19 protein-coding genes are annotated in these 20,563 nt (G+C 70.6%); 13 read left to right on the forward strand and 6 right to left on the reverse strand.

All coding sequences use genetic code 11. From position 1 onward, the window contains the following. Window positions 1-143: 143 nt before the first annotated feature. Window positions 144-1,310, forward strand: a complete 1,167-nt coding sequence (locus tag KGD87_RS11845) for a serine/threonine-protein kinase (RefSeq protein ID WP_284667553.1) — start codon at window positions 144-146, stop codon at window positions 1,308-1,310. Between the two features lie 22 nt (window positions 1,311-1,332). On the opposite strand, the gene KGD87_RS11850 is transcribed toward KGD87_RS11845, so the two are convergent. Next, on the reverse strand, window positions 1,333-1,680 hold the full coding sequence (locus KGD87_RS11850; protein ID WP_284667554.1) for a helix-turn-helix transcriptional regulator: 348 nt from the start codon (window positions 1,678-1,680) through the stop codon (window positions 1,333-1,335). 136 nt (window positions 1,681-1,816) lie between these two features. Beyond that, window positions 1,817-2,068 carry a helix-turn-helix domain-containing protein gene (locus tag KGD87_RS11855; protein ID WP_284667555.1) on the reverse strand — a complete coding sequence of 84 codons (252 nt, stop codon included), beginning with the start codon at window positions 2,066-2,068 and terminating at the stop codon, window positions 1,817-1,819. Between the two features lie 169 nt (window positions 2,069-2,237). Here KGD87_RS11855 and KGD87_RS11860 point away from each other — a divergent pair, with 169 nt between their 5' ends. From KGD87_RS11860 to KGD87_RS11870, 3 genes are all read left to right on the forward strand, one after another. Next, entirely contained in the window at window positions 2,238-4,178 is a 1,941-nt protein-coding gene (locus tag KGD87_RS11860; protein WP_284667556.1) for a serine/threonine protein kinase, read from the forward strand. Between the two features lie 39 nt (window positions 4,179-4,217). Next, window positions 4,218-5,117, forward strand: a complete 900-nt coding sequence (locus tag KGD87_RS11865) for a DUF2381 family protein (RefSeq protein ID WP_284668626.1) — start codon at window positions 4,218-4,220, stop codon at window positions 5,115-5,117. Window positions 5,118-5,207: 90 nt separating this feature from the next. After that, window positions 5,208-5,558, forward strand: coding sequence for a DUF2019 domain-containing protein (locus KGD87_RS11870; RefSeq protein ID WP_284668627.1), 351 nt, complete (start codon window positions 5,208-5,210; stop codon window positions 5,556-5,558). Window positions 5,559-5,764: 206 nt separating this feature from the next. Here KGD87_RS11870 and KGD87_RS11875 read toward each other — a convergent pair whose 3' ends face one another. Beyond that, on the reverse strand, window positions 5,765-6,232 hold the full coding sequence (locus tag KGD87_RS11875) for an SMI1/KNR4 family protein (protein ID WP_284667557.1): 468 nt from the start codon (window positions 6,230-6,232) through the stop codon (window positions 5,765-5,767). Window positions 6,233-6,236: 4 nt separating this feature from the next. After that, the gene (locus KGD87_RS11880; protein ID WP_284667558.1) at window positions 6,237-6,872 is read right to left on the reverse strand and encodes a hypothetical protein; all 636 of its coding nucleotides are present in this window, start codon (window positions 6,870-6,872) and stop codon (window positions 6,237-6,239) included. A gap of 177 nt (window positions 6,873-7,049) precedes the next feature. Here KGD87_RS11880 and KGD87_RS11885 point away from each other — a divergent pair, with 177 nt between their 5' ends. Beyond that, entirely contained in the window at window positions 7,050-7,400 is a 351-nt protein-coding gene (locus tag KGD87_RS11885; protein WP_284667559.1) for a DUF2019 domain-containing protein, read from the forward strand. Between the two features lie 90 nt (window positions 7,401-7,490). Here the strand turns inward: KGD87_RS11885 and KGD87_RS11890 are convergent, their stop codons facing one another. Further along, on the reverse strand, window positions 7,491-9,053 hold the full coding sequence (locus KGD87_RS11890) for a serine/threonine-protein kinase (protein WP_284667560.1): 1,563 nt from the start codon (window positions 9,051-9,053) through the stop codon (window positions 7,491-7,493). 181 nt (window positions 9,054-9,234) lie between these two features. Here KGD87_RS11890 and KGD87_RS11895 point away from each other — a divergent pair, with 181 nt between their 5' ends. After that, window positions 9,235-10,290 carry a PEGA domain-containing protein gene (locus KGD87_RS11895; protein WP_284667561.1) on the forward strand — a complete coding sequence of 352 codons (1,056 nt, stop codon included), beginning with the start codon at window positions 9,235-9,237 and terminating at the stop codon, window positions 10,288-10,290. Next, window positions 10,287-10,928: a hypothetical protein gene (locus KGD87_RS11900; protein WP_284667562.1), complete on the forward strand. Its 642-nt coding sequence runs from the start codon at window positions 10,287-10,289 to the stop codon at window positions 10,926-10,928. Before KGD87_RS11895 ends, KGD87_RS11900 begins: the two co-directional genes overlap by 4 nt. Window positions 10,929-10,931: 3 nt before the next feature. Here KGD87_RS11900 and KGD87_RS11905 read toward each other — a convergent pair whose 3' ends face one another. Continuing rightward, window positions 10,932-12,227, reverse strand: coding sequence for a sigma 54-interacting transcriptional regulator (locus KGD87_RS11905; protein WP_284667563.1), 1,296 nt, complete (start codon window positions 12,225-12,227; stop codon window positions 10,932-10,934). Between the two features lie 215 nt (window positions 12,228-12,442). Between KGD87_RS11905 and KGD87_RS11910 the strand changes: the two genes are divergently transcribed. The 6 genes from KGD87_RS11910 to KGD87_RS11935 all read left to right on the forward strand — a co-directional run bounded on the left by KGD87_RS11910 (window position 12,443) and on the right by KGD87_RS11935 (window position 20,545). Then, window positions 12,443-14,620 (forward strand): hypothetical protein, encoded by a 2,178-nt coding sequence (locus tag KGD87_RS11910; RefSeq protein ID WP_284667565.1) that lies wholly within the window; start codon window positions 12,443-12,445, stop codon window positions 14,618-14,620. After that, a complete protein-coding gene (locus KGD87_RS11915) occupies window positions 14,617-16,491 on the forward strand; it encodes a HEAT repeat domain-containing protein (protein WP_284667566.1) in 1,875 nt (624 codons plus the stop codon). The genes KGD87_RS11910 and KGD87_RS11915 overlap by 4 nt, the downstream gene beginning before the upstream one ends. A 113-nt stretch (window positions 16,492-16,604) precedes the next feature. Further along, window positions 16,605-17,627 carry a zinc metalloprotease gene (locus KGD87_RS11920; protein WP_284667567.1) on the forward strand — a complete coding sequence of 341 codons (1,023 nt, stop codon included), beginning with the start codon at window positions 16,605-16,607 and terminating at the stop codon, window positions 17,625-17,627. 452 nt (window positions 17,628-18,079) lie between these two features. After that, window positions 18,080-18,847 (forward strand): hypothetical protein, encoded by a 768-nt coding sequence (locus tag KGD87_RS11925; protein WP_284667568.1) that lies wholly within the window; start codon window positions 18,080-18,082, stop codon window positions 18,845-18,847. A 139-nt stretch (window positions 18,848-18,986) separates the two neighbouring features. After that, window positions 18,987-19,583 (forward strand): carboxymuconolactone decarboxylase family protein, encoded by a 597-nt coding sequence (locus KGD87_RS11930; protein WP_284667569.1) that lies wholly within the window; start codon window positions 18,987-18,989, stop codon window positions 19,581-19,583. Further along, window positions 19,580-20,545, forward strand: coding sequence for an RNA polymerase sigma-70 factor (locus tag KGD87_RS11935; protein WP_284667570.1), 966 nt, complete (start codon window positions 19,580-19,582; stop codon window positions 20,543-20,545). Before KGD87_RS11930 ends, KGD87_RS11935 begins: the two co-directional genes overlap by 4 nt. Window positions 20,546-20,563: the final 18 nt, after the last annotated feature.

Raw genomic sequence — 20,563 nt, forward strand, 5'->3', positions numbered from 1 at the left:
TGTAATACCCCAAGGGTTTATGAATAGTAGACCACTGACCGCGACAGCCACCGGGCCCCTCTCCCGCAGCCATGGCCCATCAGGGCGCCGGGACGCCCGTGCCAGCGCCCGCCGCACGTCTCACTCCCATCAGGAGGCCGCCCATGACCGATGACAGCACGCCGACCCACGAAGCGCAGTTCGAGGACCCGACGCCGGAGAACAGCTCCGACCTGGAGCGCGACCGACCCCAGCTCCGGTTCACGCTCGACACCACCACCTACGCGGCCCTCCGCACGCTGGACCGGCGCGGCAATGGCGAGGTGGTGCTCCTGGCCGAGCGTCACCTCCCCCATGGGCTCGCCGGGCACGTCACCATCAAGCGCCTGCGCAACCCCGTCGCCTTCGAGCGCTGCCAGCGGCTCATCGAGGAGGTCCAGCTCGCCTTCCGCCTCCACCACCCCGCCATCGCCCAGGTCCTTCACCTGAAAATCCACGCCGACCGGCCGCACATCATCGCCGAGTACGTGGACGGCCCCACCCTGGACACCGTCATCAGCCTCGCCACCATGCGCGAGCAACCGCTCCGCGCGCCCTTCGCCCTCTACATCGCGGCCGAAGTGGCCGACGCCCTCCACCACGCGCACACGCTGAGGGATTCGGAGAACCGGCCGCTGGGCATCATCCACCGCGACGTCGCCCCCCGGAACATCCGCGTGGCCCGGAGCGGCGAGGTGAAGCTGACGGACTTCGGCGCCGCCTACTCGCTCATCGTGGGCCGGGAGGAGACGCCGGCCCTCCTGCTCAAGGGCGACGTGGCGTACGCCTCACCCGAGTACCTGCTCCGCAAGCCCATGGATGGCCGGTCCGACATCTTCTCCCTGGGCCTCGTCCTCCTGGAGATGTTGACGTGCAAGCACCTCTTCGACCTGGAGGACGCGCAGGCCCCCAGCGCCGCCCTGGACGTGAAGACGGAGGAGGCGCCCTCCGTGCCCCTCACGCAGATGGTGGCGCTCGTCAGCCGCTACCGCCCCGAGGACGTGGAGGACGCGATGGCGGGCCTGCCGGACGCGCTCAAGGCCATCCTCCACAAGGCCCTCCAGCGCAAGCCCTCCGAGCGCTACACCTCCGCCGCCGAGCTGCGCGATGCCCTGCGCGCGGCGCTCGCGGCACAGCCCCAGCCCTTCGGACGCCAGGAGGCCGCCGAGGAGCTGGCGCGCATGCTGTCGGACGCGTCCGTCCTGCGCGACCGCGTCGAGCTGGACGAAGCGGGCATCTTCCCCGAGGGCCTGGACGCCGACGAAGCCACGCCCGCGCCGAACGCGAAGTGAGCTCGGGCGGCCGGGCGCCCCTTCACCGCAGCAACACCTGCGCCACCTTCACCAGGGCGTCGAGCTGCTCGTCATCCATCTTTCGCGCGAGGCCGTTGAGCTGCCGCAGCCTGGGCGCTCCGCCCTGCCCTCGCGCCCCCTTCCCGTCCTCCGCGTCCTCGAGCCCCAGCAGCGCGTCCGCGCCGATGCGCAGCACCGCGCACATCCGCAGCAGCGTCTGCACGCTGGGCAGCATCTTCCCGCGCTCCAGGCGGCTGTAGACCATGTGCGCCAGGCCCAGCCGCGCGGCCACCTCCGCCTGCGTGAGCCCGAGCTGCGTCCGCGCCTCGCGGGCGGCACTTCCAATGCGGGTCGCCAGTTCTTCGTTCATGCGTCGGGGTACCTGGAACACCGAGGGCCCAGTCTGCCGCGGGCTGGAGGCCCGCGACTCGGGAACGCCCTTCCTGCCGCATCTTGACGGCCGTGTCGATGCGCGACGCGCCCCCTGTCACACGGCGGCGCCCCACCTACCGGCCGGCCCCCTCGGGCGCGGGACACGCCAGGCCCTCGCCGCTCAGGAGGAGGTCCACGGAGATTCGAAGGACGCCGCACAGGTCCACCAGCGTGGGGAGGCTGGGCAGCAACCTGCCGCGCTCCAGGCGACTGAGCACCAGCGTCGGCACGTGGATGGCCTCGGCCACCTGCGCCTGCGACAAGCCCGCCCGATGCCGGGCGGCGCGGACCTGGGTTCCAATTCGCTGGGAGAGCTTCGCGTACATGAGGTGACCTGGGAAAAGAGGAGAATGCCGCGGGGACGGCGCTCCGAGCATATACCTCAACAGGTCCAACCATGGTATCCGTTCCAGGTCTATCCTCCTCCCGAGCTGCTTCGCGGGGGGAACTCTCACGCGTTCCATTGCCCGTACGCCCCGCCGAAGGAGAGGACTCGTGAGCCCGCGTCTGCATCCCGTCGTGCCCCCAGGCACCGACATTGGCGGGTACGTGGTGGAGGAGCGGCTGGGCGCCGGGGGCTTCGGCGCCGTGTACCTCGCCCGGCGTGGCGCGCGGAGCGCCGCGCTCAAGCTCATCCCGCTGTGGGGGCTGGCCGAGTGGGCGGAGCGCGAGGTGGCCATCCTCCTGCGGCTCAAGCACGCCAACCTGGTGCGCCTCCGGGGACACTGCCAGTGGCCGGACGAGGCGCCCGAGTCCTTCGTCATCCTCATGGACTACGTGGAGGGCCGCCGCCTGGACGTGTGGGCCTCGGAGGAGAACCCCTCGGCCCGGGACGTGGCGCGCAAGGTGCTTGGCGTGGCGCGCGGGCTGGGCGCCGCGCACCTGGAGAAGGTGGTGCACCGGGACTTGAAGGAGAGCAACGTCGTCGTGCGCGACGCGGACGGCGAGGCGGTGGTGGTGGACTTCGGCGCGGGCGGGTACGAGAGCGCCCCCAGCATCACCGGCGGCGTGCTTCCGCCGGGCACCCAGCAGTACCGCGCGCCCGAGGCCTGGCGCTTCCTGCAGGAGCACGGGGACGAGCGTGGCCGCTCCTACCAGGCCGGCCCCTCGGATGACCTGTACGCGCTGGGCGTCGTGCTCTATGGACTCCTGACGGGCAGGCAGCCCTTCCTGCCGGACGAGGCCGAGGGCGTGGAGGCCGTGCTCAACCGCGCCCCCCTCTCGCCCCAGGCGCTCAACCCGCGCGTCCCCGGGGCCCTGAGTGCCGTGTGCATGCGCCTGCTGGCCAAGGCGCCCGAGGAGCGGCACCCCGACGCCGGCACCCTGTGCGCGGAGCTGGAGTCCCTGCTGGCCCACGCGGACGAAGCCTGGGACGTGAAGCTCTGTGACGCCCATGGCGCGGACACCGCCACCACGCGCGCGGAGGCGCCGCACGCGGTTGAGGACGAAGTGGCGCAGTGGCTGAAGCGGCGCAAGGCCCGGCCTCGTCGCGGGCCTCGCCCGCCGCGCGGCAAGGGCGCGCACGAACCCGATTCCAACGCAGCGGACCTCCCGCACGAGACACGCGCCGGTCATTTCAAGGCCCCACGCGTGGCGGCCTGGATGGCGTTGCTGGTGCTCCTGGTTGTGGGCGGGCTGGTGCTCGCGCGCGGATGGATGACCTCCGCTCCTTCTGCCGCACGTCACGGGCTGGAGCCGCGTTCCCATGTCACCGTGGGCTCGCCCTCCGCCGCTCCCGCGTTCGCCTTCACGTCCTGGACTCCCGGTCAGGAAGTGGCGACACCCTGGAGGCCACTGGAAGCTGACGAGGCCGCAGGCCCGCTCGATAGAGCATCCACCCTTGCGGCCGTCGCCGTTCCCGCGACGTATTCCAAGGAGAAGGCCTCCGTGAAGATGAAGAAGGACACCGGCATGCTCCCCCAGCCCGAGCCGCAGCGCCTCCGAGACACACCCGTTGGCAAGGCGCTGGGCCTGGGTGTCGCGGCCTGCATTTCGATGGCGTGCCCTGGCTCCCAGGTGCGCCCGACGCCGCCTCCCGAGGACTGCCCGCCAGGGGCCGTTGAGGCCATGGAAGAACTCGGCCTCTTCACGCCTGGACTCCCGCGGCCTTCAACGACGTTCGATCTGGGTCCCGGCCCAGGTGGCAGAAACATCAAGGTCCACGAGGGCGCGACGACGGTTCGCACGGGGTTCCCTTGGGGAGGCGTGCCGCCGGGGACGCTGTTCTCCGGGCAGCTCCTCGTCGGCCCTGAGCGTGTCTACGGACGACTCACCGAGGCGCGTACGCCCCAAAATGAGCGCTTCCCTGTCTGCGTGCAGTTCGTTGAACCGGAGGACGGCCGCATTGGACTCCTGAAGATGAAGCCCACCCATGCCCCTGGCACGGCCATCGTCTACTCCAGCCTGGACTTGAAGGCCGTGCGCCGCTTCGAGTGAGGACCGACCGTGCCCGCGTCGCCCATCGCCTTTTTCGTGGTGCTCATGCTCGCGTCTGGAGCCACGACCGCCAGACCGTCTCCCACGGCCGCGGGCCTTGGGGTGCGCCGCGTCGAACTCTCGGCGGAGCCATCCTCGGCGGTACCGCCCCCCGAGGTTGAGATTAGCCCACGCATGTCCACCTCCTTCGAGTTCGACTCCGCCCTCGATCCGGCGAAGGTCGTGCTCGAAGGCGAAGAACGCTTCTCGCTCGTGGACCTCGGGCGCAACACGCTCCGGCTGGTGCCCTCGGAGCAACTCCTGCCCGGCGAGCGCCTGCTGCTGACGGTGCGCTTCCAGGATGGCTCGGTCCCCCTCGATGCGACCTTTGTCCTCGTCGCTCACCCCGCGCGCGGCGAGCGCATCGTCGAGGTGTGGCGACAGGCGCGCACGGCGGAGTCCTACCAGCAGGAGGCGAAGGAGGCCCGAGCGGAGACCCAGCAGTGCCACGAGGAGAACGCGCGGTTGAAGGCGGAGCAGCGGGAACCGAGCGGCATCGCGGGTCTCCTGGCCAACGATGTCATCCAACAGGATGAGGGCGTCGCCGCGAAGCTCCTCCGCGTCAACGAAGAGGTCCGTCAGCATCCAGGCAGCACACTCCGGGCACACCGGGCATGGAGTTATCGCGCCCCTGTTCGCGTGGCGGTAGCGGTGGAGTTCGAGAACCCGGACGCCGCGAACCCCTGGACCGCGGATGGTGCATCGCTGGTGAGCAGGACGGGCGCATCGCTGAAGATTCTGACGGTCTGGCAGCAGGCCCCCATCTCGGGCTATCCGTTCGGCCGCGTCGTGGTGGAAGCAGAAGCGACGCCGGATGCGGCGCAGGGGCCGTTCACCCTGAAGCTGTGGGGACCGGGCGGGCTGCGCGCCATCACGCTCTCCGGCGTGACGTTCCCGTAGGCACGCCGTCAGCCTCACGCACGCGCCTCAGCGCCAGGAGGGCTCCGTTGGGTTGCTGGCCATTGAACATGTGCGGAAGGGGTTCTGGTGATGACGCTGGAGGGACTGGTTGAGCAGTTCGCACTGAACGTCGCGGCCCAGACCGATGCCATTTTCCGGGGCGACGCCAAGACCGGGAACAAGCACGCCAGGAAGTACGGCGCCGCCGTCGACGCACTCCTGGCACACGGCAATGCCGGACGTGACGCGCTCGCCGTGCTGCTCAAGCATGAGCGAATGGACGTGCGCGTGATGGCTGCCGCGCATCTGCTCCGCTATCGGACGGCCGAAGCCAAAGCGGTCCTGGAGGAAGCTGCCAAGGGGCAGGGGCTGGTCCCGTTCGAAGCGCAGCAAGCATTGAAACGCTGGGAAGAAGGAACCTGGGCGCTCGATCCAGAGTAGCGGTCCCTTCCTCGGCGCATGAGGCGCACCAAGGATTGGCGCGTAGGTTCAATGGGGCGTCGGCCGAACCACCCCCAAAGTCGAGTCAGAGCGCTGGGACGCGGCCATGAACCTCACGCGTGGGCCGCAGAGGGCCGAGGTGCGGCGCGCAGCATGCACAGGATGGGAGCCGCACCCGCCGAACCAGTACATGGCGGCGCCGTAACTCACGCTGGCGGGAGCCAGAACCAACTCCCGTTCGAGCGGAGCGCTCCGGCGAGGAATTCAGAGAACGAGGCCGCAATCTGTGAGCAGTAGTTCGGGTCCGGGAACGCCTCGCGATAACCATCGCGAAGCGGATACCGGCCCGCCTCTTGGTGACTCACGTCGAGGAGGATGTAGTTGCTGTCAACCAGCTCGCACAGCGCGTACCAGGACGCCGGCCCGGACCTGTCGGTGTCGTCCTGAAGGAGCACCTTCCGCGCGCGACGGATTTTCGCCAACGGGTAGAAGGCGAATTCAGGGTTGGTGCGGTCGAACAGCTTGGCGCCGTCGCAGTGTAGGTAGAAGGCGCGAAGGTCCGGGTCCAGGCGCCATCCAACCCTTTGCTCGAACGCTTCGATTTGTGCCGGGGTCGCAGGCGGGTTGGGGAAGTGGCGGCGCGACACCTCTTCGAGCAGTGCGGGCATCGACATGGGTCTACTCTCCATAGGGGTAGTCCACCCCAGCAGTCGTCCACGGCGGGTTGTTCGCATAGCACTGGTTGTAGAGCCCCAGTAGGGTCTCGTGGAGGTCCTTTGGAAACGGGATGATGTTGTCCCAGTCGATAGGGTTCCCTCCGTGATGGAGGTCGCGGATATGGTGGCCTGGGAAGTTCTCGCCTTTGGCGTCCGTGGGCCATTGACCGAACCGCTCTCCCCATCGAGCTCGGAACTCATCGCGGAAGTTTTTCCACTGGGACCTGGCCACATCGTTCTGGCCCTTGGTGAGCGTCGCGTAGTTGCAACAGCAGTGCGTCATCCCAAATCGGCTCCCGGCCCGCAGGACCGTACCCGCGAAGTCCATCTTCAGGTCCGCCAGCCACATGCAGCCCTGAAGGGCGTGCCCGCTCCCAGCGCACTTGTCGCGGCAGTAGTTCATAAGCTGGGCGCTGCACTGCCATGGGCCGAAGTACATGACGGCGCGAAACTGCCCCCCGCCCGGCACGTTCACCAAAGGGCCGACCCACTTCCGGGCCGAGGCGTCCGGCCGTGCGATGGGCCCCTCCGCACATGCGGCGAGGAGCCACACAGTTGCCAGGATTGGGAGGATGCGCGTGAAGTGCCAATTCTGCATGGTGCACAGCCTACCGCGACAAACGGAAATGGGGGCTCCCATCCTGTCGTCGGTCCGCTATGACATTACTCATTCGTTCACGCAGACCGTGCGGCAGTGATTGAGCAGACACCCCTACGAGGCCCAACGCGAGTTCGGGCTGTTCGCCATTGAGAACGTGACGAAGAGGGTCTGGTAATGACGTTGGAAGAACGGGTCGAGCAGTTCGCTCGGAATGTCGCGGCCCAGACTGATGCCATTCAGCAAGGAGATTCCAGGACGGGGAACAAGCACGCCAAGCAGTACACCGCTGCGCTTCAGGCACTCCGCGCGCAGGGGGATATTGGGCGAGACGCCCTCGCCGTGCTGCTGAAGCATCCGCGTACGGACGTCCGAGCCATGGCGGCTGCGTTTCTGCTCCGCTACCGGACGGAAGAAGCCAAGGCGGTACTGGAAGCGGCAGCGAAAGAGGGAGGGGTTGCCGCAATCGGAGCGATCATGACACTCCGACGATGGAAGGACGGCACCTGGGCGCTCGATCCGGAGTAGCCCGCATGCGTCGAGGAGACGGGGCTTCAAAACCGCCGAGAGGCGCCCCTGGCGAGTTCGATTCCCATGCCCTCCCGCGAACGCGTCCCCTCACTCCCCGGAGGCCCCCCGCGCCGAAGGGACGACCCAGCGCAGCGGGGCGGCGGGGGTGTGGAACTCGGTGAGTTGGATCCGCTCCGGGCCAATCAAGTGGCCATCAGGAGTTTTGAGCTCCAGGACATGCTCGCCCACGGGGAGCTCGATGAGCAGCGGTGCGTGGCCTCGGCGCTCGCCGTCGATGATGACCACCGCGCGCAAGGCCCCCTCGCCTCCCACCGTCAGCGCCCCCGAGCCGCCAGTCGCCGGGCGCGCCGGGGCACGGACCAGCCGCTTCGGGGGCGGCTCCTGCGCCCGCGGAGCCGCGCGTATCACGGGCGCCTGCACCGGCGCGGGCGGCGAGCGCTCGGCCGGGGCGACTTCGTCCTTCTCCGGCGCAGGCGTCGCCGGGGGCGGCACGGAGACGGACTGCACCGTCGGCACAGGCGGCGCGACCTCCTGCCCGAGCCGCCAAGGCCACAAAGCCACGAGCCCCCCCAGCGCGAGGACGGCGAGCCAGGGCCACCGTCGGCGCTGGGCTCGCGGCTCGATGCGCGGTGGCGGCGTGGCGCTGCCCCCCGTCGCCGTCCCTGGCTCCGGAACGACGACCCCGCCGAGCAGCTGCTCCACCTCCAGGAAGGAGCCCGCCCACCCCGCGACGGGCCGCGCCATGGCCTCCTCCTCCTTCGCGCGGATCCGGGCCATCCACTCGCACAGCAGCGCGCGCCCGGCTCGCCCGCTCCGGGCCGCGAGCACCGTACCGGTCGCCTCGGCGAACTCCGCCGCGCTCTGGAAGCGCTGATGCCTCGCCCTCCGCACGGCTCGCGCGATGAGCTCTCGGACGTCCGCGGGGAGCGCGCCCGCCAGCTCCAGCTCCTTGCCCGCCAGCAGGTCCGCCATCCGGTCCTCGCCCGCCAGCGGGCTGTGCCCCGTCAGCAGCGCGTGCAGCACGCACCCGAGCGCGAAGAGGTCCGAGCGCCCATCCAATTCGCCCCGCGTCACCTGCTCCGGCGGCATGTACGCCGGCTTGCCCTTCGTCAGCCCCGCCAGCGTCCGCTCCTGCCTGTCCCTGGCCAGCGCGATGCCGAAGTCCGCCAGCTTCACGTCGCCCGTCCACGACACGAGGATGTTCGAGGGGCTCACGTCCCGGTGGACGATTTCCAGCGACTCCCCCGCCCCATCCTTCGCCTCATGGGCATACTGGAGCGCATGGGCCACCTCGGCGCACACATGCAGCGCCAGCTCCACCGGGAAGTCCTCCCCCACCTCGAGCCCGCGCTGCCGCAGCCGCTCCGCGTCGACGCCGTCCACGTACTCCAGCACCTGGTACGGGACGCCCTCCACGACGCCGTAATCGAGGATGGACAGGATGTTGGCGTGGTGCAGCCGGCTGGCGATCCGCGCCTCGTCGAGGAACATCCGCGCCTGAGAGGGACTCTGCTCGTGCTCGGCGATCAGCCGCTTGATGGCCACCCGCCGCGCGAAGCCCCCTTCCCCTGTCGCGCTCGCCTCCCAGACTTCTCCCATCCCGCCCCGCGCGAGCTGTCGCACCAGTTGATAACGGCCACCCCACTCCACGCTTTCACTCCACCCCTGGAGGCTCGCTCCGGTGAGTCAGTCCCGACCTTCAATATACCGCCGCCGCGCGTGGCCCTCCCCCCGGAGATTTCCCCTCGCTGCGCTGCTCCTGGGGCTCTGGGGGAGCGCCGCGTCCGCGGCCGAGCCCCCCACCGCGCGCCCCGCGGTCACCCTCTTCGTCGTGGGGGACCCCGAGGCGCGCGCCTCCGTCCAGGCGTGGGCCCAGGAGCGGCCCCCCGGCGTGCCCGTGACGCTGCGCCTCGCCGGGCTCCCCGCGCCCACCTCCCGGCCCGGAGGGGATGTCCAGCTCCTGGAGGTCGAGCGGCACCTGCAGGAGGCGCGGCGGCACTACATCAACGCGGAGTTCGCGGAGTGCCTCCAGGAGGTCGGCGATGAGGGGGTGCTCCCCAGGACGCTGAGCCAGGGGCACCGCGAGGTCGTCGCCCGCTGGCTGCTCTGGCAGGTCGCGTGTCAGGTGGGGCTGCGGCGCGAGGAGGCGGCCCTCCAGGTGGCCTCGGAGCTGGGCGTGCTCGGGCTGGAGCTGCCCGCGGACATCGGCGTGCTGCCTCCCGAGGTGGGGCGCGTGCTCGTCACCGGCGCGGAGCAAGGCGCGGCGCGGGGGCGCACCACGCTGCGCATCACCTCCGACGCCAGCCCCGCGCGCATCTCCCTGGATGGGCGGCGCGGCGTATGCACGGCACCGTGCTCACTCGAGGTCCTGGAGGGCCGCCACGTGGTGCGCGTCGACGCGGAGGGACGACAGTTCGCGGTCCAGGTCATCTCGGCCAAGGGGCCCGAGCTCGCCGTGGCCTTCACCACGCTCCCCGCCTCGCCCGAGCTGGCCGCTGGCCAGTGGGCCACGCACTACGGTGAGTCCTCCGCGAACCTGGACTCGGCGGGCTCGCTGCGCCTGCTCTCCACCGCGCTCCGGGCACCGCGGCTGGTGCTGCTCAACGCCGAGGCCGAGCGCGAGGGCTACCGCCTCCGGGGTGCGCTGGCCATCCATGGGCGCGCGGCGGCGAGGACGGAGCGCCAGGGCGAGGTGACGACGCTCCACGGGACGGCGGAGGGCGTCTTGAGGGACTTGCTCATCCAGGGCCAGGTCGTCGAGCCAGCGCCGGCCCTCTACCAGCGGCGAGACTTCTGGATCGCCGTGGGGGTCGCCGCGGTCATCGCCGGCGCGACGACCACCGCCCTGCTCTGGCGGCAGCCTGTTCGAACGGAGGTGGGATTTTGAGAAGGCACATCCTCGAGGGGCTCCTGGCCCTGGTGCTGCTCACCGGGTGCAACGACGTGCGGCAGGTGCGGCTCACCTTCGGCGCGGAGGGCGAGGGGCTCGACGGCTTCCTGTGCCGGGAGGACGACGGCGATTACGTGCTCTCACGCGCGGTGCCAGCCGGGGGCGGGGCCGTGCCCGCCTCGCTCGTCATCGACTTCGTCCGGCTGGGGGGGCTGCCGGGGTGCCGCTCGGGGCAGCTCGTGAGCTGGTGCGCGGACCATGACTGCGCGGTGATGCCCGAGCACCGCGTGTGCATCCCCACCCCGCTACCGGACATCACCGACCTGCCTCGCGCCGAGGCGCGGGAGGAGGTCCGCGAGGCGCTGCGCAGCCTCTCGGGGGCCTCCATCTCCAGCGAGGCGCCGGACGAGTTCATCATCGTCCGCACCACGGCGACGCTCCAGTCCTGCGACGAGCTCGAGGCCGGCGGCGTGGCGGCGCTGAACGAGGAGGCGCTGGTGGGGTGCGCCTATAGCTGCCCCGTCTCCCTCAACGCCATCGAGGGAGACGTGTACCTGGGCTTCGACACGCTCACCGAGCAGTGCGCCCAGGGCGTGCGCGTCTGCGCCTCGGGAGACCTGCACTGGCGGCCCTGAGCCTCAGCGCAGGTGGTGCCGGTGGAGCAGGTCGATGAGGTAGCTCCTGTCCATCCGCGCGAGCCGCGCCGCCAGCGAGACGTTGGTGCCCGCGCGCTCCATCAGCGCCTTGAGGAACTGGACCTCGAAGTCCTCGAGCACCTGCTGGCGGGCCTCGCGGTAGCCGCGCTCCAGGGGCAGGGCCACGGAGGGCGCGGGGGGCGCTGACGCCTGGGCCGCGCCCGGGCCTCCCGCGGCCTGCTCCAGGGCGGGGGGCTCTCCCATGGCGAGGATGGCCTCCGCGTAGTTGCGCAGCTCGCGCACGTTGCCCGGCCAGCGGTGCGCCAGCAGCGTGGCCATGAGCGGCGGAGGCACCAGCGCCGACACCGGGCCGGTGTACCCGGCCTCGCTCAGGAAGTGCTCCACCAGCAGGGGGATGTCCTCCACGCGCTGGTGGAGCGGGGGGACCTCCAAGCGCACCACCGCGAGCCGGTAGTAGAGGTCCAGGCGGAAGGTGTTGGCGTTGACCTCGGCGCGGAGGTCCCGGTGGGTGGCGCTGATGACGCGCACGTCCACGGACAGCTCCTCGCTCCCCCCGAGCCTCCGGAAGCGCCGCCGCTCCAGCACGCCCAGCAGCGCCGTCTGGAGCGCGGGGGACAGCTCGCCAATCTCATCCAGGAAGAGCGTGCCGCCCTGCGCCCGCTCGAAGACGCCGACGTGGCGGCGCTCCGCCCCCGTGAAGGCGCCGCGCTCGTGGCCGAACAGCTCGCTGGCGACGAGCCCGGGAGAGATGACCCCGCAGTCCAGCGTCACGAAGGGCTGCTTCGCGCGCGGGCTCTCGTCGTGGAGGGCCCGGGCGATGAGCTCCTTGCCGGTGCCGGACTCGCCCTGGAGCAGCACCGAGGCGTCCGTCCGCGCCGCCCGGAGAATCTGCGCCATCAGCCGCCGCATCGGCGCGCTCTGGCCTCGCAGCGGCCCCAGCGCTCCGGAGTCATGCAGGGACACGGTGCGCGTGGGCCCGTCCCCCACCCGCAGCGAGGTCCGCCCGAGCGTGAGGACCGTCCCTGGCGCCACCGTGCCGCGCTCCAGGAGCGTGGGCCCCACCGCCGTGCCGTTGGTAGAGCCAAGGTCCGCCACCGCGACGCGGTCTCCCTTTCGCGAGAGCTCCAGGTGGTACCGGGACACCGTGGGGTCCGCCAGGCGCAGCTCGTTGCTCTCCGCCGTCCCCACCGTCACCGTCTCACCGTCCGCCGTGTGCGAGCGGCCTTGATCCGGTCCTCCCACGACCTCAATGGTCAGCGTGCGGATGGGGAGCCCCATGGGGCGATCCGGGCGCGTCGTTCCGCTGGACATGGCCCGCGAAGCTAGCACAGGGCCCCGTGTCGGCTGCGTCCCCAAGGGGTGTCGGTGGCTCCCTACAGGCCACACCCCACAAGCACGGCCGCGAGCAGCGTGCGCTCCCTCGCGCGGCGCGCTGGTACGTCGCTTGCCTAGGCCCCGGACCGACAAACGTGGCACCCACTTGGAGGTCCAGCATGAAGAACCCCGCGCAGTCCCCGTCCACCGGCCCGCGCCGCGGATCCAGACGGAGCCATGGCGTCCTCGGGACGCTCCTCCTCCTGCTCACGAGCGCTTGCGGCGGGGCCGACACCGGCGAGCCGGACGCAGGAGCGCCGGACTCGGGCGTGCCCGACTCTGGCGTGCCAATCGAGCCCGCGTGCCCCAACAGCGCCGACGATGGCGTCTGTCTCACGAAGGCGCGGATGACCTACCTCGACGTGCGCTACGACCTGAGCAAGCCCGTCTTCGTGAACAACCGCGTGCCCATCCAGTTTGGCATCACCTCGACGAGCCTCAACCCGGCCGCGCCCGCGACCCGCAACGTCGCCGTCAGCTTCAGCTTCATCGAGGCGAACCCCGCCAACCCCGCGGAGCCCATCGAGTGCGCCTCCAGCGCCATCGACGTCGACCTCGTTGGCGACGGTCAGGAGCAAATCGTCGATGGCTTCATCTGGCCGACCTCGCTGTGCGGGGCGCTGGTGGACAAGGCGGTGAACCTGCGCGTCACCTTCGATGGGGACGAGCCTGACACCGGCATTGACTACCCGGCGGTCACCTTCACCGAGGCGGCCCGCGGCGCCGAGCTCAACCAGGCGTGCCGGGGCGTCGCCGACCTGTCGGCCCCGGACCTCCGCCGAGGCTGCGTCTACACCTTCGACATCGAGCCGACCCCGACCGATGGGACCGACAAGCTCATCGATGTGCTCTACGACTCCATGGAGCCCGCCTCGTCGGTGGCCATCCTCCCCTACGTCGCCCCCGACGCCACCGAGGAGAAGCTCGCGCCCAGCCTGGTCGTCCAGTCGACGCTCGTCGTCAACGGCCGCGACCCCTACGTCTCGGGGCTGGCGCCGGAGGACGTGCCGCCGGAGCTCGAGGCGAACGCGCCGGGTATCACCGGGGACCTCCAGTTCGGCCAGGAGCCCGATGAGCTCGAGGCCCTCACGGCCATGCCCGCGCGCGCCACGCTCCGGTACGAGCTCGCGCCCGAGGGCGCCGCGGGCGGCTGGCTTCCGCTCACCGTGGGAGACGCGAGCTCGGAGCTCGGCCGCGTCGACGAGGTCGTCATCGAGCAGTTGATGCCAGGCACCGCGAACACGTTCGCCCATGAGCTCTTCGCCGAGGGGGCGACCCGAGCCGCGCTGCGCGAGGGCGGCGCGTGGGCGGACGTCAGCGACTTCGCGGTGAGGGGGTGCTTCGTGGCGGACTTCCCGCAGGAGGGCAACGAGGGACAAGGGGACACGAGCGACTGCCACGTCATCCCGGTCGTGCTGGTGCGGGAGACGCCGGACTCCTCCGCCGCGACGTCCATCAGCTTCGACCAGGAGTTCACCCGCAGGCTCGGGAAAGAGAACCGGATGAGCGTCGCGGTGCAGCTCACGACGCAGAACCGGCTCGACCGCGCCGGCGCCTCCAGCCGCATCGAAGGCTCGGTCGAGCTCCAGGGCAAGCTCGGGCGTCCGTACTCGGTCACCATCGCGCGTGCCGTGGGACAGGCCACGCTCGGCGTGGACCCGGGGGAGACGGGCTATGAGATCACGGTCGACGCGTTCAACCAGCGCATCCACAGCTTCTCCCAGAGCGCCCCTAGCCTCGAGCACGAGGAGGAGTTCTCCGCGGCGAAGTCCTTCGCGTTCCCGAACCTCGGCTTCGGCTTCGGCCCCGTGCGCATCGGCTTCAGAATCAGCCTCGGCGGGGAGGTCGGTTTGACGACGAACGACAGCCTCTCCGTCTCGACGGACGCGGCGCGGTGCGGGGAGCTGCTCCAGAGCGAGGACGCGCTCGGCATGTGTGGGGCCATCGCGCGCACCATCACCCCCGGGTTCAACTTCACCGCGTCGATTGAGGGCGGCATCAACATCCGCATCGTCAAGGCCGCCGTGGTGGCCGACCTCCAGCTCGTCAACACGGACTTCCCGCTCACGGCCTCGCTCGCCTTTGGCCAGCGCGACAACGGGAGCCTGGTGGTGCTCGGCAACGCCAACTGGGAGCTCGGCATGCAGCTCATCCGCGGAGACGTCTCCATCGTGGGCCGCGTCGGGATTCGCCGCTTCAGCCGCACCCTCCGCGTGCACCTCTTCAGCTTCAGCTCGCGGCGCTTCTCCCAGACGCTGCTCGACCGCTCGATGGACTTCGCCGAGGTGCTCGAATGAACGGGCGGATGATGGGCATCGCGGCCGGGCTCGGGCTCGCGACGGTGGGAATCGTGGCCGGGACGTGGGATGACGCGGAGGAAGGGGCGTCGCCGGCCGTGACGCACGCGCCGGCGGAGCCCGCTCCGGGCGCCCCCGAGTGCCGCTTCGAGCGCCAGGACACCGCGGCCTTCTCCTTCGAGTCCACCGCCACGCTCGACGAGGTCCCCGCTCCGCGCGTGGAAGACCACTTCCAGGGCCACTTGAGCTGGGTCGTCGTCGAGGAGGCGCAAGCGGGCCGCCCCGCGCTGCTGCGCGGGGCCCTGAGCGCCGTGGAGCTGGAGCAGGCGCTCTCCCAGGAGCAGGTGAGCGCCGTGGAGCTCGAAGACAGCCCCTTCTACGTGCGGGTCGATACGCGGTGCCGCTTCACTGGCATCGGGTTCTCGCCGCGCTGGAGCGGCGCGAGCCGCCGCCTGGTGAGCACGTTCCTGGAGAGCCTCGAGTTCGTGCTGCCCGGCGATGACTCGACGCACTGGAGCGCCGAGCAGCGCGACGGGGTGGGCGTCTACACCGCGGAGTACCGCCGTGACGAGGCGCCGGGGGGCGCGGCGCGGCTCGTCCGCACCAAGCCGCGCTATCAGCTCGACGACACCGCCCAGCGGATAGGGCTGCGCGTGCAGGTGCTCGGCGCGACGGCCGAGGCGGACTTCGACCCCGAGCGCGGCGGCTGGATGCGGCGCGTGGAGGGTCAGGAGACGCTTCGCATCCACCTCCCTGGGGAGGCGCCGCAGGGCTTCACGCACCGCTTCCACCTGGTGCGCGAGGACGGGCACTTCGTCTCCGTGCGTGACTCGGTGACGCCCGAGGAGGCGGACTTTTCGGACGTGTTCGAGTCGGACCCGACGACGCCGTCGCCCGTGGACACGAGGCTCGCGGCGCTCGACGCTGGCGCGGCGCGCTCCCGCTTCCTCGCCTTCTTCGGCGAGGGGGGAAAGAACGCCGTGTTCCCTGCCGCGCGCTTCTTGGCGGGGTGGCTCCGCGCGCACCCGGAGGAGAGCGCCCTGCTGCTCACCGACCTGCGACGCGGGGCCATTGACGAGACGGCGCGCTCCGCGTTCTTCCTGGCCTTCGAGCTGGCGGGCACCGAGCAGTCTCGTCAGGTGCTCGCGGACGCGCTGGTCAGCAGGGACCTCTCGGCGCTCGACCGCAGCCGGGCGGCGTCCGCGCTGGCCGACCACGGCGAGCCGTCGCGGCAGGCGGCGGACCTGTTGCTCGCTCAGGCCCGGGGGTCGGATTCGGCCATGGTCGCGAACGTGAGCCTGCTCGGGCTCGGGAGCATGGCGGGGCGTACCCGGCCTGGCGACCCGCTGCGCGACGAACTGCACGCGGCGCTGCGTGAAGAGCTGGTGCGCGCCGCGGGCAGCAACGACGAGCTCGCCGTCCTGGACGCCATTGGCAACAGCGGCGATGACGCGTTCCGGACGGAGCTCGACGAGCGGCTGAGGACGGGGGCTCCCGCCCTGCGGGGGCGCGCGGCCGAGGCGCTCGGACGCCTCTCGCCCGAGGTTACGCGGCCGCTCCTCGTGTCCCAGCTCGAGCGCGAGCCGAGCCCGGGGGTGAGCACCACCATCCTTCGGAGCCTGAGCCACCTGGCGCCAGGAGCGGAGCTCGATCTGACGGGGGCCGAGCTTGCCCTGGCCGGGCAGAAGCTCGCCAGCGCCTCGAGCGTGGAGGAGCGCGCGGGCGTGATTGAGTGGGTGGGCCGCGCGCGCGGTCAGCGCGAGGCTCGCCGCGTCCTCGCCGCCCACTTCCCACGGGAGCCGAGCGTCCATCTCCAGCAGCGCATTGGAGCGTTCGTGACGCCCAGCGAGCTTCGCGAGTTCATGCGATGACGCTCGCGCGGACGCGAGCCTTCGCGACAAGTCTCGCGTTCGTGGGGCTCGTGGCGTGCGCGGGGGGGGACGCGCCGCCACGAGCCCCGCTCGATGAGGGAGAGACGTTGTTCATGGCGGAGCCCGTCGCCTTCGGCGCGGACGGGCTCACGCCGTTCCTCTCCATCCCGCCGTTCGCTGGAGCGTCGGTCGCGCTGTGGGCCAGGAGCGAACCGGGCACCTGCTTCGCGATCGACTCTCTTGAGGACTCCGAGGGCCGGGTCTGGGTGAGCAAGCGAGAAGCCGGCCCCTACTGCACCGACTGCGGGGTGCGCACCTCCATCGCGCAGGAGGAAGCGCTGTTCGTGCTCCCCAGCGGCGAAGGCTTCGCACCCCGCGACGGTTTCACCGTGCGTTTCGGGCTCATGGCCTGCGAGACGCTCACCCCGCTGAAGACGGGAGGCGCGCCTCGGCTCCACCTGGCCTGGCTGCCGCGCGCGCATCTTCCGGAGCGCGGCCGCCTCTCGCTGCGCTTCCTGGTGTCGCGACACTCCATGCTCCTCGGGCAACCCGAGCGGCAGCGCGAATTGTTGGAGCGCGTGAATGACGAGCTCGAGGAGGCGGGCCTGGAGGTGACGCTGGACGCGGTCGCCGAGCTCCCGGACGCGTCCGCGGAGACGCGCTTCTGGACGACGGAGCTCGACGAGCTTTCAGCCCTTCGGGAGCGCGCGCCGCCCGCGCTGGACGCGACAGTCGACATCGTCTTCGCCGGGTGCCTCCGGCACGACGACCCGTTCTTCGGGCCGCCCGTGCCGGTCGACGGCTTCACCCCTCGCGTGGGAGGAGGCGCGGGCCCCGCGTCGGCCGTCTTCATGCCCGGCCTGCGGTGTGACGCCTTCAGCAGAGGCCCGGCCCAATGGCCACTGGACGCCTACGCGCGAGTCCTCGCGCACGAGCTGGGGCATTTCCTCGGCGTCTACCACTCCGTCGAGACGGACGGCACGACCGACCTCCTGAGCGACACAGGCGAACAGAACATCATGAATCCCAACCCGAGCCGCGCCGGCGCTCGGGGCTGGAGCCCCTCCCAGAGACGACAACTTCTGAGTCACCCTTGGGTTCGCCCGGCCCACGCCCTCATACCTGCGCCGGATTGAAACGCCAGCCGCCCTCCCTTGGAATGCGTGGGTACTGGGAGGGCCGCACATGGCTCCGCAAGGGCGGACACGCTGGTGAAGGGCGAAGTCCTTCAACCCCCGGGATGAAGCATCGGAGACGGAGCCCTTCATCTTCGTGGAGGGCCTGGCGCTCCTGCACCTGGCCGAGCGTCGCGGGCTCTCGGTGGAGTCCGAGTACCTCTTCCTGCCCAGCCTCGCGCGTGCGCTCTGAAACGGGAGGGACGGCATCGCCGGGAGGCCGGAAGCTCGCGCCTCGGTGACACCCGCGAGTGCCTGAGGATTCACCGACCGAGGCAGTTTTCACCGAGCCAATCCCAAGACACATGCGGCGCTTCGAGTGGAACAGGAACCCACCAACACCAGACTTCACTCCGTGAATGTTCTCTGACTCCCGGCAACCCAGCCGGGCAGCTCAACGAGGACGATGCACCATGTCGAAGCGATTCTTCTGGGCGCCTGTCGCCGCGATGGCGCTGGCGGCATGCGGTGGTGACACTCTTTCCGCAAGTGATGAGGCCACGCGGCCCATGCTGAGCGAAGCGACTCCGTCGGATTGGAACAAGGTGGCCCCCGGAGTCTGGGAGCGCACGCGCGAGGACGGCGTCCGCGAACAGGTGGGCGTCGGCACCGAGGCCGCCGAGTTCGAACTCCAGCGCGTCCGTGGACAGCGGGCGCTGCTGGCGCAGGCGCAAGAGAAGAGCGGCACGCCGGCCGCCTTCGACCGCCAACTGAAGGAGAGCGACCGGTACATCCGCGTCCTGGAGGCGAACATCGCCGAAGCGCGAGCGACGGGCGTGCTGGAGCAGCCCCCGGACTCGCTCCCCCGCTTCGCCCAGGCCGGCACCGAGGGCTCGCCCTCCGGCAGCGTGTGCGGTGGTAACTCCAGCTTCAGCGTCCAGTTCAGCTACCAGATGGCCGGAGGCTCCGTCACCACCCAGGGCGGCTGGTCGGAGCTCGGCCCCTTCTCGCCGTACTCGAAGGAGCTCTACGTCTACGCGAAGGGCTGGCTCTACAGCCCCACCGACCCCGATCCGCACGAGACCTCCAACTCCACGGGCCTGTTCTCGGGAACGTGCTGCGTGAGCGTCGACACAACCGCGTCGGCCTACCCGACCTTCACGCCGGTGATGGAGGGCGGCGGCGTCGTCCTGGGGGCCAACGGCTGCGGCTTCCGCAGCTACCGGGCCTGGAACTACTGAGCTGACCTGACGGCGGCCCGCCGCTGGAGCCCCCAGGGCGGGCCGTCGTGTGTCTCGAAGGCGGTACCCCCTCGGGGATGTCACATCCCGCGGGCGTCCGGTGTCTCCAGGTCGACGGCAACCGATACCAGGAGAAGACATGACCTCAGTCAGGATTCCCCCCAAGGAAATCACCGGGCTCTACGGCGCAATCGTGAAGAAGTTCGCCAGCAGGATGCTCGGTCAAGTCCCCAAGTCATTCGGTGTGATGTGGCACCATCTGCCGGTGCTCAAGGCCAGCATGCGCTTCGGGCAGAAGGTACAAAAGTGGGACCAGTGCGATGAGAGTCTGAAGTCGTACTCGCACATGGCGGTGGCGTCGCTGGTGGGCTGTTCGTTCTGCCTGGATTTCAACTACTTCATGGCCCACAACCGTGGGGTGGACGTGGACAAGGCGCGGGAGATTCCGCGGTGGCGGGAGTCAGCGGTGTTCACTCCGCTGGAGCGGGAGGTGTTGGGGTATTCCGAGGCGATGAGCCAGACTCCCCCCACGGTGACCGACGAGATGGTCGCGAGCCTGAGAGAGCAGCTTGGTCCCGCGGCGCTCATTGAGCTCACCACGGTGATCGCGTTCGCCAACCTGACGACCCGCTCCAACACCGCCCTGGGCATCGAGTCCGAGGGCTTCGCCGCCTCGTGCGGGCTGAAGCCGATGGCTCAGTCAAGCGCACGGCCGGTCGAAGCGACCGCGTCATGACGGCCTCGATGCGCCCGACGTCGCCGGGAAGCGGGCCTCCCGGCGACGGTGCATCCTCGCCCGACGCGGCCCGCGCGCCGCTGGGCTCGGAGGACCCCTTCGTCACCCACCGCAGCCTGCTCTTCACGGTCGCGTACGAGATGCTCGGCTCCGCGGCCGACGCCGAGGACGTCGTGCAGGAGACCTGGCTGCGGTGGGCGGACATCAGTGACGCGAGCCGGGCCGAGGTGCGCGACCCGCGCATCTACCTGGTCCGGATCGTCACCCGACAGGCGCTCAACCGGCTGCGCACGCTCGCTCGCCGCAAGGAGGAGTATGTCGGCGAGTGGCTGCCCGAGCCGCTGCTCACCGGCCCTGACGTCACCGCGGACGTCGAACTCGCGGAGAGCGTCTCGATCGCGATGCTCACCGTCCTGGAGACCCTCACCCCGGCCGAGCGGGCGGTGTTCGTGCTCCGGGAGGTCTTCGACATGCCGTATGACGAGATCGCCCCGGCGCTCGACAAGACGCCAGCCGCCGTCCGGCAGATTGCCCACCGCGCGCGGGGGCACGTGGCCGCACGCCGGCCCCGGATGCAGGTCGACCGGGCGGAGCAACAGGCCGTCCTGGAGCGGTTCATGGCCGCGGTCAACTCCGGCGACCTGCAGGGCCTGCTCGCCGTGCTCGCCCCCGACGTGGTGCTGGTCGCCGACGGCGGCGGCCTGGCGACAGCGGCCCGGCGCCCGATTGTCGGCGGCGATCGCGTAGCCGGGCTCCTGTCCCGCTTCCCCACGTTCGCGCCTGGCGCGCGGATCGCGACCGTGTGGCTCAACGGCGCGCCCGCGCTCCGGGTCGACGCCGCCGGCGCCTTCGACACAGCGGTCAGCGTTGTCGTCGAGAGCAACCGGATCACCCGGATCTATGCCATGCGCAACCCGCACAAGATGGCCCGGCTCGACGAGCAGGTGACGCTGCGCCGGTAGGTGCATGAAGCAGCGCGG

Origin of the sequence: Myxococcus sp. SDU36 (assembly GCF_030168875.1) — a bacterium.
GTDB lineage: Bacteria > Myxococcota > Myxococcia > Myxococcales > Myxococcaceae > Myxococcus > Myxococcus vastator.

Bases quoted from the DNA above. Each gene is read 5' to 3' on its own strand.
- KGD87_RS11870 (WP_284668627.1), top strand. From the start codon at position 5,208: ATGACGCTGGAGGGACTGGTTGAGCAGTTCGCACTGAACGTCGCGGCC.
- KGD87_RS11850 (WP_284667554.1), bottom strand. From the start codon at position 1,680: ATGAACGAAGAACTGGCGACCCGCATTGGAAGTGCCGCCCGCGAGGCG.
- KGD87_RS11935 (WP_284667570.1), top strand. From the start codon at position 19,580: ATGACGGCCTCGATGCGCCCGACGTCGCCGGGAAGCGGGCCTCCCGGC.
- KGD87_RS11930 (WP_284667569.1), top strand. From the start codon at position 18,987: ATGACCTCAGTCAGGATTCCCCCCAAGGAAATCACCGGGCTCTACGGC.
- KGD87_RS11915 (WP_284667566.1), top strand. From the start codon at position 14,617: ATGAACGGGCGGATGATGGGCATCGCGGCCGGGCTCGGGCTCGCGACG.
- KGD87_RS11905 (WP_284667563.1), bottom strand. From the start codon at position 12,227: ATGGGGCTCCCCATCCGCACGCTGACCATTGAGGTCGTGGGAGGACCG.
- KGD87_RS11855 (WP_284667555.1), bottom strand. From the start codon at position 2,068: ATGTACGCGAAGCTCTCCCAGCGAATTGGAACCCAGGTCCGCGCCGCC.
- KGD87_RS11920 (WP_284667567.1), top strand. From the start codon at position 16,605: ATGGCGGAGCCCGTCGCCTTCGGCGCGGACGGGCTCACGCCGTTCCTC.
- KGD87_RS11885 (WP_284667559.1), top strand. From the start codon at position 7,050: ATGACGTTGGAAGAACGGGTCGAGCAGTTCGCTCGGAATGTCGCGGCC.
- KGD87_RS11910 (WP_284667565.1), top strand. From the start codon at position 12,443: ATGAAGAACCCCGCGCAGTCCCCGTCCACCGGCCCGCGCCGCGGATCC.
- KGD87_RS11875 (WP_284667557.1), bottom strand. From the start codon at position 6,232: ATGTCGATGCCCGCACTGCTCGAAGAGGTGTCGCGCCGCCACTTCCCC.
- KGD87_RS11845 (WP_284667553.1), top strand. From the start codon at position 144: ATGACCGATGACAGCACGCCGACCCACGAAGCGCAGTTCGAGGACCCG.
- KGD87_RS11925 (WP_284667568.1), top strand. From the start codon at position 18,080: ATGTCGAAGCGATTCTTCTGGGCGCCTGTCGCCGCGATGGCGCTGGCG.
- KGD87_RS11880 (WP_284667558.1), bottom strand. From the start codon at position 6,872: ATGCAGAATTGGCACTTCACGCGCATCCTCCCAATCCTGGCAACTGTG.